Source organism: Cedecea sp. Ae19-4 (assembly GCF_059801165.1).
On the sequence record NZ_JBCHWG010000002.1, the window covers coordinates 538665 to 554018 of the forward strand.

The 15354-nt window shown below is 53.4% G+C and carries 10 protein-coding genes, 1 tRNA gene, 3 rRNA genes and 1 riboswitch; of the genes, 11 read left to right on the forward strand and 3 right to left on the reverse strand.

What is annotated here, in order from left to right:
* Window positions 1–26: 26 nt before the first annotated feature.
* A riboswitch (TPP riboswitch) is annotated at window positions 27–137 on the reverse strand.
* A gap of 50 nt (window positions 138–187) precedes the next feature.
* Window positions 188–691, reverse strand: a complete 504-nt coding sequence (locus tag AAIE02_RS15335) for an Rsd/AlgQ family anti-sigma factor (RefSeq protein ID WP_008460161.1) — start codon at window positions 689–691, stop codon at window positions 188–190.
* A gap of 98 nt (window positions 692–789) precedes the next feature.
* Here AAIE02_RS15335 and nudC point away from each other — a divergent pair, with 98 nt between their 5' ends.
* The 6 genes from nudC to AAIE02_RS15365 all read left to right on the forward strand — a co-directional run bounded on the left by nudC (window position 790) and on the right by AAIE02_RS15365 (window position 5149).
* Entirely contained in the window at window positions 790–1563 is a 774-nt protein-coding gene (gene nudC, locus AAIE02_RS15340; protein WP_008460162.1) for an NAD(+) diphosphatase, read from the forward strand.
* Between the two features lie 35 nt (window positions 1564–1598).
* Window positions 1599–2666 (forward strand): uroporphyrinogen decarboxylase, encoded by a 1068-nt coding sequence (gene hemE, locus AAIE02_RS15345; protein WP_498532845.1) that lies wholly within the window; start codon window positions 1599–1601, stop codon window positions 2664–2666.
* Window positions 2667–2677: 11 nt separating this feature from the next.
* The gene (gene nfi / locus AAIE02_RS15350) at window positions 2678–3349 is read left to right on the forward strand and encodes a deoxyribonuclease V (protein ID WP_008460164.1); all 672 of its coding nucleotides are present in this window, start codon (window positions 2678–2680) and stop codon (window positions 3347–3349) included.
* Window positions 3350–3392: 43 nt separating this feature from the next.
* Window positions 3393–3983: a YjaG family protein gene (locus tag AAIE02_RS15355; protein ID WP_008460165.1), complete on the forward strand. Its 591-nt coding sequence runs from the start codon at window positions 3393–3395 to the stop codon at window positions 3981–3983.
* 186 nt (window positions 3984–4169) lie between these two features.
* Window positions 4170–4442: a nucleoid-associated protein HU-alpha gene (gene hupA, locus AAIE02_RS15360; RefSeq protein ID WP_002884342.1), complete on the forward strand. Its 273-nt coding sequence runs from the start codon at window positions 4170–4172 to the stop codon at window positions 4440–4442.
* A 14-nt stretch (window positions 4443–4456) separates the two neighbouring features.
* Window positions 4457–5149: a DUF1481 domain-containing protein gene (locus tag AAIE02_RS15365; protein ID WP_213717002.1), complete on the forward strand. Its 693-nt coding sequence runs from the start codon at window positions 4457–4459 to the stop codon at window positions 5147–5149.
* A 46-nt stretch (window positions 5150–5195) separates the two neighbouring features.
* Here AAIE02_RS15365 and purD read toward each other — a convergent pair whose 3' ends face one another.
* On the reverse strand, window positions 5196–6488 hold the full coding sequence (gene purD / locus AAIE02_RS15370) for a phosphoribosylamine--glycine ligase (protein WP_166879778.1): 1293 nt from the start codon (window positions 6486–6488) through the stop codon (window positions 5196–5198).
* A gap of 18 nt (window positions 6489–6506) precedes the next feature.
* Window positions 6507–8096 (reverse strand): bifunctional phosphoribosylaminoimidazolecarboxamide formyltransferase/IMP cyclohydrolase, encoded by a 1590-nt coding sequence (gene purH, locus AAIE02_RS15375; protein WP_498532846.1) that lies wholly within the window; start codon window positions 8094–8096, stop codon window positions 6507–6509.
* A 618-nt stretch (window positions 8097–8714) separates the two neighbouring features.
* Here purH and AAIE02_RS15380 point away from each other — a divergent pair.
* The 5 genes from AAIE02_RS15380 to metA all read left to right on the forward strand — a co-directional run bounded on the left by AAIE02_RS15380 (window position 8715) and on the right by metA (window position 15126).
* Window positions 8715–10254: ribosomal RNA gene (locus tag AAIE02_RS15380) — 16S ribosomal RNA — on the forward strand.
* 85 nt (window positions 10255–10339) lie between these two features.
* Window positions 10340–10415, forward strand: a tRNA-Glu gene (locus AAIE02_RS15385).
* Window positions 10416–10636: 221 nt separating this feature from the next.
* Window positions 10637–13543 (forward strand): 23S ribosomal RNA (locus AAIE02_RS15390).
* A gap of 98 nt (window positions 13544–13641) precedes the next feature.
* Window positions 13642–13757: ribosomal RNA gene (rrf, locus tag AAIE02_RS15395) — 5S ribosomal RNA — on the forward strand.
* The 16S, 23S and 5S rRNA genes sit together here with 1 tRNA gene alongside, the layout of an rRNA operon.
* A 439-nt stretch (window positions 13758–14196) precedes the next feature.
* Window positions 14197–15126: a homoserine O-acetyltransferase MetA gene (gene metA, locus AAIE02_RS15400; protein WP_008455894.1), complete on the forward strand. Its 930-nt coding sequence runs from the start codon at window positions 14197–14199 to the stop codon at window positions 15124–15126.
* The last annotated feature ends 228 nt before the right edge of the window (window positions 15127–15354 follow it).

The window sequence follows — 15354 nt, forward strand, 5'->3', positions numbered from 1 at the left end:
GCCGCCCGAGAACGGGTGTACCCAAAGACAGAATTACTCTTGTTCCCTTCGCAGGTTCTAACCTGATCAGGTTCCGCGGATCCCGAATTAACGGTCTCAGCCGGTGCATAACGCACTCGGCACTCCGACAAGAATGATCCCACCTTGCGGTGGGAAAGTTGTAAATTACTCGTTAATAGCTAACAACTCAAGCTGGACTTGCCAGCCCGGCAGGATCGCTGGCGCTGCCGTCGAGGTTGTTATCAATAGCCAGGAGGACTAGTTTATCTTCAAGGGTGAAGCGGGACTCCAGGCACTCGCCAATCTCCGACAGCGCCTGCTGAAACTCGACCCAGCTGTCGCGGTCGATGGCGTTTTCCAGATGGGAATCGTAGAGGTCCATGATTTGCTGGGTGTTGGCTTCCAGTTGAGGGTAGAGCTGAGCTGCGCTTAGCAGCGGGCTACTGCCTTCCAGGTTGCTGATGATTCGCTCGTAGATACTGAAATGACCGGAAGAGAGGTAATCCACCAGGCCGTGGCAAAAATTGTCTAACGCTTTTTCGTCGAGCGCGGTGTGCGATTCCTTGTTAGGCTTGATCCCGACCATGTTGTAATAGGCGACCAACAGGTGCTTACGGGCCTGCAGCCAATGGTCGACTAACTCATTACTACCACCAACGCGCTCAGTCAGATTGGCTAACTGGTTCAGCATGATTGAGACTCCGTGAGTTAAAAGATTGAACGCAAACTAACCCAAAAAAGTAAAAACTAATTGTTTATATCAGTGAACACGGGGATGTGCACCAGGTTATGGAACGTGTTATTCAAAACTTAGATCATGGTTGGTGGATAGTCAGCCATGAGCAAAAAATATGGTTGCCGCAGGGTGACTTACCTCACGGCAGCGCGGAGGAATTTCAACTCGTAGGCAGCCGCGCCCTGGATATCGGTGAGTGGGAAGGTGAGCCCGTGTGGCTGATTCGTGAAAACCGCCGCTCGGACATGGGCTCGCTGCGCCAGCTCCTGGATCGCGATGTGGGCCTGTTCCAGCTGGCCGGGCGCGGCGTCCAACTGGCCGAGTTTTATCGCTCGCATAAGTATTGCGGTTACTGCGGCCATGAAATGCACTTCAGCAAAAGCGAATGGGCAATGCTCTGCGGGCACTGCCGGGAACGCTATTACCCGCAAATTGCCCCCTGCATTATTGTCGCTATTCGTAAGGACGATCATATCCTGCTGGCTCAGCACACGCGCCACCGCAACGGCGTCTACACCGTGCTGGCCGGGTTTGTCGAAGTGGGCGAAACGCTGGAGCAGGCGGTGGCTCGCGAAGTCATGGAAGAGAGCAGCATTCAGGTGAAAAACCTGCGCTACGTGACTTCCCAGCCCTGGCCGTTCCCGCAGTCGCTGATGACCGCATTTATGGCGGATTATCACAGCGGTGAAATCAAGATTGACCCGAAAGAGCTGCTGGATGCGGGCTGGTATCGCTATGACCAGCTGCCGCTGTTACCGCCGCCGGGTACCGTGGCGCGCCGCTTAATTGAAGATACCGTCGCCCTGTGTCGCGCGGACTATGAATGATAGACTGCGGCGATACAGCTAAAGGAAAGGTAAACATGACTGAACTGAAGAACGATCGTTACCTGCGCGCCCTGCAGCGCTTGCCGGTAGATGTCACCCCTGTGTGGATGATGCGCCAGGCAGGGCGTTATCTACCTGAATATAAGGCGACGCGCGCTCAGGCGGGTGACTTTATGTCGCTGTGCAAAAACGCCGAGCTGGCCTGCGAAGTCACTCTGCAACCATTGCGCCGTTACGCGCTGGATGCGGCGATCCTCTTTTCGGACATTCTGACCATCCCGGATGCGATGGGGCTTGGGCTTTACTTTGAAGCGGGGGAAGGCCCGCGCTTTAGCTCCCCGATTCAAAGCCTGGCCGACGTTCAAAAGCTGCCGATTCCCGATCCGGAAGGTGAGCTGGCATACGTGATGAACGCGGTGCGCACCATTCGCCGTGAACTGAAGGGCGAAGTACCGCTGATTGGCTTCTCCGGCAGCCCATGGACGCTGGCCACTTATATGGTGGAAGGCGGCAGCAGCAAAGCCTTCACCGTGATTAAGAAAATGATGTTTGCCGACCCGAAAGCGCTGCACCTGCTGCTGGATAAGCTGGCGCAGAGCGTGACGCTCTACCTGAATGCGCAAATTCGTGCGGGCGCGCAGTCGGTAATGATCTTTGACACCTGGGGTGGCGTGCTGAGCGGGCGCGATTACAAAGAATTCTCGCTCTACTACATGCACAAAATTGTCGATGGCCTGCTGCGTGAAAACGATGGCCGCCGTGTACCGGTGACGCTGTTCACCAAAGGCGGCGGGCAGTGGCTTGAAGCGATGGCGGCAACCGGCTGCGACGCACTGGGCCTCGACTGGACAACGGACATTGCAGATGCACGTCGTCGCGTAGGCCATAAAGTCGCGCTGCAGGGCAACATGGACCCTTCCATGCTCTACGCTCAGCCGGCACGTATCGAAGAAGAAGTTGCCACCATTCTGGCTGGTTTCGGGCAGGGGGAAGGGCACGTCTTTAACCTTGGGCACGGCATTCACCAGGACGTTCCACCAGAGCATGCAGGCGTCTTTGTGGAAGCCGTGCATCGCCTGTCCGCGCAATACCACCAGGCTTAAGGTAGCAAGAGATGGATCTCACCATACTGCGAGAGCAACAGCTGGATCTGGCCTCAAAGGTGATCCGCGAAGATCGTCTTGACCAGGATCCGCCGCGGTTGATCGCCGGGGCCGATGTGGGGTTTGAACAAGGCGGAGACGTCACCCGCGCGGCCATCGTTTTGTTGAGCTACCCGTCTCTTGAGTTGGTTGAATATCAGGTGGCAAGAATTGCCACCACCATGCCTTATATCCCCGGCTTTTTATCCTTCCGCGAATATCCCGCGCTGCTTGAGGCGTGGGGTATGCTTTCGCAGAAGCCCGATTTGGTGTTTGTGGACGGACACGGCATCTCGCATCCCCGTCGTTTAGGGGTTGCCAGCCATTTTGGGCTGCTGGTGGATGTGCCGACGATTGGCGTGGCGAAAAAGCGGCTGTGCGGGAAGTTTGAACCGCTGGGGGACGAGCCCGACGCTCGTGCGCCGTTGATGGACAAAGGCGAGCAGCTGGCCTGGGTCTGGCGCAGTAAAAAACGCTGTAATCCTTTGTTTATTTCTACCGGGCACCGCATAAGCCTCGACGGCGCATTAAAGTGGGTGGAGCGCTGCATGGCCGGCTACCGTTTGCCGGAGCCAACCCGTTGGGCCGATGCCGTTGCTTCCGGGCGCCCGGCTTTTAAGCGCCTGCAAGCAATCGGCAGGTGATTCAGGTAAACTGCCGCTAATTTTCCGTCTTTGAGACATCGTCATGTTACAGAACCCTATTCATTTACGCCTGGAGAAGCTGGAAAGCTGGCAGCACGTCACTTTTATGGCTTCTTTGTGCGAGCGTATGTACCCGAACTACGCCATGTTTTGCCAGCAAACTGGCTTTGGCGATCCTCAGCTTTATCGCAAGATCCTGGACCTGGTTTGGGAAACCCAAACGGTGAAAGACGCCAAAGTGAACTTTGATAGTCAGTTAGAGAAACTTGAAGAGGCAATTCCTGCGGCTGACGACTATGATATTTACGGTGTCTATCCGGCGATTGACGCGTGCGTGGCGTTGAGTGAGCTTATTCACTCGCGTCTCTCGGGTGAAACGCTGGAGCACGCAATCGAAGTCAGTAAATGTTCAATCACTTCGGTGGCGATGCTGGAAATGACTCAGGCCGGTCGTGAAATGACCGACGAGGAGTTGAGAGCAAACCCGGCGGTAGAAGAAGAATGGGACATTCAGTGGGAGATTTTCCGGCTGCTGGCGGACTGCGAAGAACGCGATATTGAGCTCATTAAAGGGCTTCGTGCTGACCTCCGTGAGGCCGGCATCAGTAATATCGGTATAAATTTGCAGCAGTAAGACAGTAAAACGTGACATACAGTCTGATTTGTCCTCCCTGGAGGCTTCCAATTAACCCCCCGTCTGGTCTACATTTGTGGGGCGAATAAAAGTGGCTATCGGTGCGTGTATGCAGGAGAGTGCTTTTTAGGCATTTCCGTCGCACTCGATGCTTAGCAAGCGATAAACACATTGTAAGGATAACTTATGAACAAGACTCAACTGATTGATGTAATTGCTGACAAGGCTGACCTGTCTAAAGCACAGGCTAAAGCTGCTCTGGAATCCACTCTGGCTGCAATTACTGAGTCTCTGAAAGAAGGTGATGCTGTACAACTGGTTGGTTTCGGTACCTTCAAAGTGAACCACCGTGCTGAGCGCACTGGCCGCAACCCGCAGACCGGTAAAGAAATCAAAATTGCTGCTGCTAACGTGCCGGCATTTGTTTCTGGTAAAGCACTGAAAGACGCGGTTAAGTAAGTTAACGCGTGTCAGTGAACAGTTTTAACAGAGGGGCGTTTACGCCCCTTTTGTCCGTCTGGCGTCCGCTGCTGGCGCTGGCGGGTGTTCTGGTGCTCACGGCATGCAGCAGTAACAAACTCCCTCCTTTTACCGCTACCGGCTATGTTGCCGACCAGGGCGTGGTGCGCATCTGGCGAAAAGACAACGCCGATGAATCTACCCATATCCTTACCGCGTTTAGCCCGTGGCAGCACGGCGCCACCACCACCGGGGAATACCGCTGGCAGGGCGACAAACTGACCTTTATCGAACTCAATATTCAGGGTAAGCAGCCGGAGCATGTCAAAGTCCGCTTTGACGACCACGGCGACTTGAGCTTTATGCAGCGGGAAGTGAATAGCCAGAAGCAGCAGCTTTCTAACGATCAGGTGGCTTTGTACCAGTTCAACGCCAATCGTATTCGTGAGACTAGCGAAGCGCTGCGCATCGGCCACGTTGTGCTGCGCCAGGGGCGCTGGCACCAGAACGGCACGGTAACGACCTGCGAAGGCGAAACGTTATCGCCAAAGCTTGATAGCGCCTCCCTGAGCCATATAGCGCGCCGTCAGAGCAACTCCTCCCTTGACGTCAGTATTGCCTGGCTTGAAGCCCCGGAAGGTTCACAGCTGCTGCTGGTGGCGAACCAGAACTTCTGCAGTTGGCAGCCTAAGCCTGGCGATTTCTAGGTATAAAAAAACCGCCACGCGGGCGGTTTAGTGTGTACTGTCGGGATTACTTCGCGTTTTCACGCGCAATGGCGCGATAACCGATATCCGAGCGGCTGAAACTGCCTTCCCAATGAATCTCTTTTTTCAGCTCCAGCGCGCGCTGTTGCGCTTTGGCTACCGTTTCGCCCAACGCAGTCACGCATAACACGCGCCCGCCGTTGGTGAGCACACGGTCATCTTCGCTGAGCTTAGTCCCGGCGTGGAACACCTTGCCATCGGCCACTTCTTCCAGTGGCAGACCATGGATAACGTCGCCGTTACGATAGTCGGCCGGATAACCGCCCGCCGCCAGCACGATCCCTAGAGCCGGACGTTCGTCCCACTTAGAATCTTTCTCATCCAGCTTGCCATCACAGGCAGCGAGGCACAGCTCGACCAGATCTGACTGCATACGCAGCATGATGGGCTGAGTTTCTGGATCGCCGAAGCGGCAATTGAACTCAATCACCTTCGGATTACCCTGCTTGTCGATCATCAATCCGGCATACAGGAAGCCCGTGTAGGTATTCCCTTCGGCAGCCATACCGCGCACGGTTGGCCAAATCACGCGTTCCATGGTGCGCTGATGCACTTCGTCAGTCACAACCGGAGCGGGAGAGTAAGCACCCATGCCGCCGGTGTTTGGGCCAGTATCGCCGTCGCCAACGCGTTTATGATCCTGGCTGGTGGCCATCGGCAGAACGTGCTCGCCATCTACCATCACAATAAAGCTGGCTTCTTCGCCATCGAGGAACTCTTCAATAACAATACGGTGACCTGCATCGCCAAACGCGTTCCCCGCCAGCATGTCATTGACGGCAGCTTCCGCTTCTTCCAGCGTCATCGCCACAATAACGCCTTTCCCTGCGGCCAGGCCGTCGGCCTTGATCACGATCGGCGCGCCTTTCTCTCGCAGGTAAGCCAGCGCAGGCTCAACTTCGGTAAAGTTCTGGTATTCCGCCGTCGGGATATTGTGGCGAGCCAGGAAGTCTTTGGTAAAAGCCTTCGAGCCTTCCAGCTGTGCAGCCCCTTCGGTAGGCCCGAAGATTTTCAGGCCAGCGGCGCGGAAGGCATCCACCACGCCAATCACCAGCGGCGCTTCCGGACCGACGATGGTTAAGTCGATGTTTTCGTTCTGCGCAAAGCTAAGCAAAGCTGGAATATCTGTCGCGCTGATAGCAACGTTCTGCAGCGCTGGCTCCAGCGCGGTACCTGCGTTACCTGGTGCAACAAATACAGTACGTACTAAAGGGGACTGAGCCGCTTTCCAGGCCAGCGCGTGCTCGCGCCCGCCGTTACCAATAACTAAAACTTTCATCTATAAACGCTCCGGTAATTAATGGCGGAAGTGGCGCATATCGGTGAAGATCATTGCGATCCCATGCTGGTCGGCGGCGGCAATGACTTCATCATCACGAATGGAACCGCCCGGCTGGATCACACAGCTCACGCCAGCTTCGGCGGCGGCATCAATCCCATCGCGGAATGGGAAGAAAGCATCAGATGCCATAGCAGAACCTTTTACTTCCAGGCCTTCATCGCTGGCTTTGATACCGGCAATTTTTGCGGAATAGACGCGGCTCATCTGGCCTGCGCCTATGCCGATGGTCATATTGTCACGGGCATAAACGATGGCGTTGGATTTAACGAACTTCGCCACTTTCCAGCAGAACAGCGCGTCATGCAGTTCTTGCTCGGTCGGCTGACGTTTAGTGACTACGCGCAGATCGCCTGCTGTCACCATACCCAAATCACGATCCTGAACCAGTAGGCCGCCATTGACGCGTTTGAAATCGAGGCCAGCCGTGCGTTTCTGCCACTGGCCGCAAACCAGGACGCGAACGTTCTGTTTGGCCGCGGTGATCTTCAGCGCTTCTTCGCTGGCGGAAGGGGCGATAATGACCTCGACGAACTGGCGAGAAATAATGGCCTGTGCGGTTTCTGCATCCAGCTCACGGTTGAAAGCGATGATGCCGCCGAAGGCAGAGGTTGGATCGGTTTTATAAGCCAGATTGTAGGCTTCGAGTACGGAACCGCTGACGGCCACGCCGCAAGGGTTGGCGTGTTTAACGATAACGCAGGCTGGTTCGTCGAACTCTTTCACGCATTCCAGCGCCGCATCGGTATCCGCGATGTTGTTATAGGAGAGCGCTTTGCCCTGAACCTGGGCCGCGGTTGCCACGGATGCTTCTTTGATTTCTTCTTCTATATAGAAGGCGGCCTGCTGGTGGCTGTTTTCGCCATAACGCATATCCTGCTTCTTAATGAAGTTCAGGTTCAGCGTGCGTGGGAACCGCCCGGCAGGATCTTTGCTTTCGCCGTGATAGGCCGGGACCAGGCTACCGAAGTAGTTAGCGATCATACTGTCGTAGGCCGCAGTGTGTTCGAAAGCTTTGATCGCCAGATCGAAACGGGTTTCCAGCGTCAGGGATCCTTCGTTGGCGTCCAGCTCGGCAACGATCGCCTGGTAGTCGCTGCTCTTTACTACGATCGCCACATCTTTATGGTTCTTGGCTGCGGAGCGAACCATGGTTGGCCCGCCAATGTCGATGTTCTCAACCGCATCTTCTAAAGAGCAGCCTTCGCGGGCAACGGTCTGGGCAAATGGATAAAGGTTAACGACGACCATATCAATAGGAGAGATGGCGTGCTCCGCCATGATGGCATCGTCCTGACCGCGACGGCCCAGAATGCCGCCGTGAACTTTCGGGTGCAGCGTTTTGACGCGTCCGTCCATCATCTCCGGGAAACCGGTGTAGTCGGAGACTTCGGTTACCGGCAGGTTTGCTTCTGCCAGCAGGCGGGCGGTTCCGCCGGTGGACAGCAGCTCCACTCCACGTTGGGAGAGGGCCTGAGCGAATTCGACGATACCGGCTTTGTCAGAAACACTGAGCAGTGCGCGGCGTACAGGACGACGTTGTGACATGGTTTTATCCCTTGGCTTTGGTTCGCATATAGAAGAGCGTTAGCTGAATTTTAGTCTTCACCTTAGTTCTGGCGGCGCAGAAAAGGGAAATTAAGGAAAAGAAGAGACGAAAACTCAGCTAACGCCCCCATCGGGGGTGTCCATTTTATCGCGGTGCATTGTAGCGAAAACGTTTGCGTCGCGCTCGCGAATTTTAAGTTCAAATCCGGATTGTGGATAAGTCTGTGTGCAAAAGGGTATAAGGCGGGGTTTTGCTGTGGAATGCAGCAGTCAGTCATTTTTCTGTCATTTTAGTGTTGCAGCGCCGGGAGAACTCCCTATAATGCGCCTCCATCGACACGGAACATGTGAACAACATCACAGAGTAACGGCGGCGATGAGAGTGAAAAATCCTGAAATTAAGGATTGACTCTGAAAGAGGAAAGCGTATTATACGCCACCTCGAGTTAGCAAGCGAAAGCGACTGACTCACTGCTCTTTAACAATTTATCAGACAATCTGTGTGGGCACTCGCAGGATTGGTATCTCAGCATCTCCGGATGCAAACAAATATCAAGTCTTGAAGAGTGACTACTGATTTTATAAACAGTTTTAATTCTTTGAGCATCAAACACTTTTAAATTGAAGAGTTTGATCATGGCTCAGATTGAACGCTGGCGGCAGGCCTAACACATGCAAGTCGAGCGGTAGCACAGGGAGCTTGCTCCTGGGTGACGAGCGGCGGACGGGTGAGTAATGTCTGGGGATCTGCCTGATGGAGGGGGATAACTACTGGAAACGGTAGCTAATACCGCATAACGTCGCAAGACCAAAGAGGGGGACCTTCGGGCCTCTTGCCATCAGATGAACCCAGATGGGATTAGCTAGTAGGTGGGGTAATGGCTCACCTAGGCGACGATCCCTAGCTGGTCTGAGAGGATGACCAGCCACACTGGAACTGAGACACGGTCCAGACTCCTACGGGAGGCAGCAGTGGGGAATATTGCACAATGGGCGCAAGCCTGATGCAGCCATGCCGCGTGTATGAAGAAGGCCTTCGGGTTGTAAAGTACTTTCAGCGAGGAGGAAGGCATTAAGGTTAATAACCTTGGTGATTGACGTTACTCGCAGAAGAAGCACCGGCTAACTCCGTGCCAGCAGCCGCGGTAATACGGAGGGTGCAAGCGTTAATCGGAATTACTGGGCGTAAAGCGCACGCAGGCGGTTTGTTAAGTCGGATGTGAAATCCCCGGGCTCAACCTGGGAACTGCATTCGAAACTGGCAAGCTTGAGTCTTGTAGAGGGGGGTAGAATTCCAGGTGTAGCGGTGAAATGCGTAGAGATCTGGAGGAATACCGGTGGCGAAGGCGGCCCCCTGGACAAAGACTGACGCTCAGGTGCGAAAGCGTGGGGAGCAAACAGGATTAGATACCCTGGTAGTCCACGCCGTAAACGATGTCGACTTGGAGGTTGTGCCCTTGAGGCGTGGCTTCCGGAGCTAACGCGTTAAGTCGACCGCCTGGGGAGTACGGCCGCAAGGTTAAAACTCAAATGAATTGACGGGGGCCCGCACAAGCGGTGGAGCATGTGGTTTAATTCGATGCAACGCGAAGAACCTTACCTACTCTTGACATCCAGAGAACTTTCCAGAGATGGATTGGTGCCTTCGGGAACTCTGAGACAGGTGCTGCATGGCTGTCGTCAGCTCGTGTTGTGAAATGTTGGGTTAAGTCCCGCAACGAGCGCAACCCTTATCCTTTGTTGCCAGCGGTTCGGCCGGGAACTCAAAGGAGACTGCCAGTGATAAACTGGAGGAAGGTGGGGATGACGTCAAGTCATCATGGCCCTTACGAGTAGGGCTACACACGTGCTACAATGGCGCATACAAAGAGAAGCGACCTCGCGAGAGCAAGCGGACCTCATAAAGTGCGTCGTAGTCCGGATTGGAGTCTGCAACTCGACTCCATGAAGTCGGAATCGCTAGTAATCGTAGATCAGAATGCTACGGTGAATACGTTCCCGGGCCTTGTACACACCGCCCGTCACACCATGGGAGTGGGTTGCAAAAGAAGTAGGTAGCTTAACCTTCGGGAGGGCGCTTACCACTTTGTGATTCATGACTGGGGTGAAGTCGTAACAAGGTAACCGTAGGGGAACCTGCGGTTGGATCACCTCCTTACCTAAAAGATACAACCCGCGTAGTGCTCACACAGATTGTCTGATAGATGTAGAGAAGCAAGGCGTCTTGCGATTGAGACTTCAGTGTCCCCTTCGTCTAGAGGCCCAGGACACCGCCCTTTCACGGCGGTAACAGGGGTTCGAATCCCCTAGGGGACGCCACTTGCTGGTATGTAAGTGAAAGTTGCGTGCCGAACTATCTCAAAGCTGACTTGAAAGAGTCATGTTTGAGATATTTGCTCTTTAACAATCCGGAACAAGCTGAAAATTGAAACGACATGTCGTCTTATTCTTCCGTAATAAAGAATGAGGTTAAGACATGTTCGAGTCTCTCAAATTTTCACAATATCGATTGTGTCTTACGAGACACCTTCGGGTTGTGAGGTTAAGCGACTAAGCGTACACGGTGGATGCCCTGGCAGTCAGAGGCGATGAAGGACGTGCTAATCTGCGATAAGCGTCGGTAAGGTGATATGAACCGTTATAGCCGGCGATTTCCGAATGGGGAAACCCAGTGTGATTCGTCACACTATCATTGCGTGAATACATAGCGTAATGAAGCGAACCGGGGGAACTGAAACATCTAAGTACCCCGAGGAAAAGAAATCAACCGAGATTCCCCCAGTAGCGGCGAGCGAACGGGGAGCAGCCCAGAACCTGAATCAGTTTGTGTGTTAGTGGAAGCGTCTGGAAAGTCGCAGGGTACAGGGTGATACTCCCGTACACTAAAATGCACATACTGTGAGTTCGAAGAGTAGGGCGGGACACGTGGTATCCTGTCTGAATATGGGGGGACCATCCTCCAAGGCTAAATACTCCTGACTGACCGATAGTGAACCAGTACCGTGAGGGAAAGGCGAAAAGAACCCCGGCGAGGGGAGTGAAAAAGAACCTGAAACCGTGTACGTACAAGCAGTGGGAGCCTCATTTATGGGGTGACTGCGTACCTTTTGTATAATGGGTCAGCGACTTATATTCTGTAGCAAGGTTAACCGTATAGGGGAGCCGCAGGGAAACCGAGTCTTAACTGGGCGTTAAGTTGCAGGGTATAGACCCGAAACCCGGTGATCTAGCCATGGGCAGGTTGAAGGTTGGGTAACACTAACTGGAGGACCGAACCGACTAATGTTGAAAAATTAGCGGATGACTTGTGGCTGGGGGTGAAAGGCCAATCAAACCGGGAGATAGCTGGTTCTCCCCGAAAGCTATTTAGGTAGCGCCTCGTGAACTCATCTTCGGGGGTAGAGCACTGTTTCGGCTAGGGGGCCATCCCGGCTTACCAACCCGATGCAAACTACGAATACCGAAGAATGTTATCACGGGAGACACACGGCGGGTGCTAACGTCCGTCGTGAAGAGGGAAACAACCCAGACCGCCAGCTAAGGTCCCAAAGTCATGGTTAAGTGGGAAACGATGTGGGAAGGCACAGACAGCCAGGATGTTGGCTTAGAAGCAGCCATCATTTAAAGAAAGCGTAATAGCTCACTGGTCGAGTCGGCCTGCGCGGAAGATGTAACGGGGCTAAACCATGCACCGAAGCTGCGGCAGCGACACTATGTGTTGTTGGGTAGGGGAGCGTTCTGTAAGCCGTCGAAGGTGAACTGTGAGGTTTGCTGGAGGTATCAGAAGTGCGAATGCTGACATAAGTAACGATAAAGCGGGTGAAAAGCCCGCTCGCCGGAAGACCAAGGGTTCCTGTCCAACGTTAATCGGGGCAGGGTGAGTCGACCCCTAAGGCGAGGCCGAAAGGCGTAGTCGATGGGAAACAGGTTAATATTCCTGTACTCGGTGTTACTGCGAAGGGGGGACGGAGAAGGCTATGTTAGCCGGGCGACGGTTGTCCCGGTTTAAGCATGTAGGCGGAGCGTTTAGGTAAATCCGGACGCTTATTAACGCTGAGGTGTGATGACGAGGCACTACGGTGCTGAAGTAACAAATGCCCTGCTTCCAGGAAAAGCCTCTAAGCATCAGGTAACATTGAATCGTACCCCAAACCGACACAGGTGGTCAGGTAGAGAATACCAAGGCGCTTGAGAGAACTCGGGTGAAGGAACTAGGCAAAATGGTGCCGTAACTTCGGGAGAAGGCACGCTGTCGGTAAGTGAAACCCCTCGCGGGTGGAGCTGAAGGCAGTCGAAGATACCAGCTGGCTGCAACTGTTTATTAAAAACACAGCACTGTGCAAACACGAAAGTGGACGTATACGGTGTGACGCCTGCCCGGTGCCGGAAGGTTAATTGATGGGGTTATCCGCAAGGAGAAGCTCTTGATCGAAGCCCCGGTAAACGGCGGCCGTAACTATAACGGTCCTAAGGTAGCGAAATTCCTTGTCGGGTAAGTTCCGACCTGCACGAATGGCGTAATGATGGCCAGGCTGTCTCCACCCGAGACTCAGTGAAATTGAAATCGCTGTGAAGATGCAGTGTACCCGCGGCAAGACGGAAAGACCCCGTGAACCTTTACTATAGCTTGACACTGAACATTGAGCCTTGATGTGTAGGATAGGTGGGAGGCTTTGAAGCGTGGACGCCAGTCTGCGTGGAGCCAACCTTGAAATACCACCCTTTAATGTTTGATGTTCTAACGTAGACCCGTGATCCGGGTTGCGGACAGTGTCTGGTGGGTAGTTTGACTGGGGCGGTCTCCTCCTAAAGCGTAACGGAGGAGCACGAAGGTTAGCTAATCACGGTCGGACATCGTGAGGTTAGTGCAAAGGCATAAGCTAGCTTGACTGCGAGAGTGACGGCTCGAGCAGGTGCGAAAGCAGGTCTTAGTGATCCGGTGGTTCTGAATGGAAGGGCCATCGCTCAACGGATAAAAGGTACTCCGGGGATAACAGGCTGATACCGCCCAAGAGTTCATATCGACGGCGGTGTTTGGCACCTCGATGTCGGCTCATCACATCCTGGGGCTGAAGTAGGTCCCAAGGGTATGGCTGTTCGCCATTTAAAGTGGTACGCGAGCTGGGTTTAGAACGTCGTGAGACAGTTCGGTCCCTATCTGCCGTGGGCGCTGGAGAATTGAGGGGGGCTGCTCCTAGTACGAGAGGACCGGAGTGGACGCATCACTGGTGTTCGGGTTGTCATGCCAATGGCATTGCCCGGTAGCTAAATGCGGAAAAGATAAGCGCTGAAAGCATCTAAGCGCGAAACTTGCCCCGAGATGAGTTCTCCCTGACCCTTTAAGGGTCCTGAAGGAACGTTGAAGACGACGACGTTGATAGGCTGGGTGTGTAAGCGTAGTGATACGTTGAGCTAACCAGTACTAATGATCCGTGAGGCTTAACCTTACAACACCGAAGGTGTTTTGAGAGACGAAAGATTTTCAGCTTAGTTCAGGATTAGATTGATGGTTATATGGAAATATAACGGTCAATAACAGAATTTGCCTGGCGGCCGTAGCGCGGTGGTCCCACCTGACCCCATGCCGAACTCAGAAGTGAAACGCCGTAGCGCCGATGGTAGTGTGGGGTCTCCCCATGCGAGAGTAGGGAACTGCCAGGCATCAAATAAAACAGAAAACCCCAGCCTGATGGCTGGGGTTTTTTGTTTATGTGGTATCAGGCCATTCCCTGCACGAGCATGGGCATGCGACAAACGTGTCGGGAACACGTTTGAACGCCGCGTGCATCGGCCCCGGAGGGGCGAGTATCAGGATGATACGCGTATTGTAGGGAACTGCCAGGCATCAAATCAGCATTAACCCCGACCGAAAGGCCGGGGTTTTTTGCTTTTTGTACCCTTCATATTTTTATCTTTCTACGACAGAGTTATTCACTGAGTTCCTGTCTTCAATCCAGCGTAAGCATCTGCTCTTGGCTATCACTCTTAAATGAAACATTTTCACCTTTTCGCTTCTGACTCGACATTGAATCATAAACTCGGTATCGTCAGGTGTCTGGATGTCTAAACGTTTAAACGTATGCTTTGAGGATATAAGGTTATGCCGATTCGGGTGCAGGACGAGCTACCAGCCGTCAATTTCCTGCGTGAAGAAAACGTCTTTGTGATGACGACATCGCGCGCCAGCAATCAGGAAATACGTCCGTTAAAGGTACTGATCCTGAATCTGATGCCGAAGAAAATTGAGACGGAAAACCAGTTCCTGCGGCTGCTCTCCAACTCTCCACTGCAGGTGGATATCCAGCTGCTGCGTATCGACAGCCGTGAATCTCGCCATACGCCTGGCGAGCACCTCAATAACTTTTACTGTAATTTTGATGACATTAAACACGACAACTATGACGGATTGATCGTCACCGGCGCTCCGCTTGGACTGGTTGAATTTAATGATGTGGCTTACTGGCCGCAGATCCAGCAGGTGCTGGAATGGGCCAAAGATCATGTTACCTCGACGCTGTTTGTCTGCTGGGCCGTCCAGGCCGCGCTGAATATTTTATACGGTATTCCAAAACAAACTCGAGATGAAAAACTTTCTGGCGTCTACGAGCACAATGTTACTCAGCCTCATGCTTTACTGACGCGCGGCTTTGATGATTCATTCCTGGCGCCTCATTCTCGTTATGCCGACTTCCCTGCGCAGCTGATCCGGGATTACACCGATCTGGAGATCTTTGCCGAAACAGAACAGGGCGATGCCTACCTGTTTGGCAGCAGGGATAAGCGCATCGCGTTCGTAACCGGTCACCCGGAATATGATGCGCTGACGCTGTCCGGCGAGTACTTCCGCGATGTCGATGCGGGGCTTCAGCCAGAGGTGCCGTATAACTACTTCCCAGGAGACGATCCGGCGAAGAAACCTCACGCGACCTGGCGCAGCCATGGCAATCTGCTGTTCACTAACTGGCTGAACTACTACGTCTACCAGATTACGCCATTCGACCTTCGCCACATGAACCCGACGCTCGATTAAGCGTTTCAGCTTCCCATTCCAGGCGCCTTCGGCGCCTTTTTTCTATTCTGAAAATCACTTCCCGCCTTGATTAAACTTTAATCTCATAAATATCAATATGATAAATCAATTTAAAATCAAAAATGGAAATTGTTTTTGATTTTAAAAAATCATCAAGTAGTCTTAATTCTGTTGCATGAAAACTGCACAGCCGTGCGCGATTCATTTTTGGCCGTCTCGACGGGATAA

What these genes read in the sequence shown, in the direction of transcription:
- hemE (WP_498532845.1), top strand. Translation starts at nt 1,599, where the DNA reads ATGACTGAACTGAAGAACGATCGTTACCTGCGCGCCCTGCAGCGCTTG.
- hupA (WP_002884342.1), top strand. Translation starts at nt 4,170, where the DNA reads ATGAACAAGACTCAACTGATTGATGTAATTGCTGACAAGGCTGACCTG.
- nudC (WP_008460162.1), top strand. Translation starts at nt 790, where the DNA reads ATGGAACGTGTTATTCAAAACTTAGATCATGGTTGGTGGATAGTCAGC.
- purD (WP_166879778.1), bottom strand. Translation starts at nt 6,488, where the DNA reads ATGAAAGTTTTAGTTATTGGTAACGGCGGGCGCGAGCACGCGCTGGCC.
- metA (WP_008455894.1), top strand. Translation starts at nt 14,197, where the DNA reads ATGCCGATTCGGGTGCAGGACGAGCTACCAGCCGTCAATTTCCTGCGT.
- AAIE02_RS15335 (WP_008460161.1), bottom strand. Translation starts at nt 691, where the DNA reads ATGCTGAACCAGTTAGCCAATCTGACTGAGCGCGTTGGTGGTAGTAAT.
- AAIE02_RS15355 (WP_008460165.1), top strand. Translation starts at nt 3,393, where the DNA reads ATGTTACAGAACCCTATTCATTTACGCCTGGAGAAGCTGGAAAGCTGG.
- nfi (WP_008460164.1), top strand. Translation starts at nt 2,678, where the DNA reads ATGGATCTCACCATACTGCGAGAGCAACAGCTGGATCTGGCCTCAAAG.
- purH (WP_498532846.1), bottom strand. Translation starts at nt 8,096, where the DNA reads ATGTCACAACGTCGTCCTGTACGCCGCGCACTGCTCAGTGTTTCTGAC.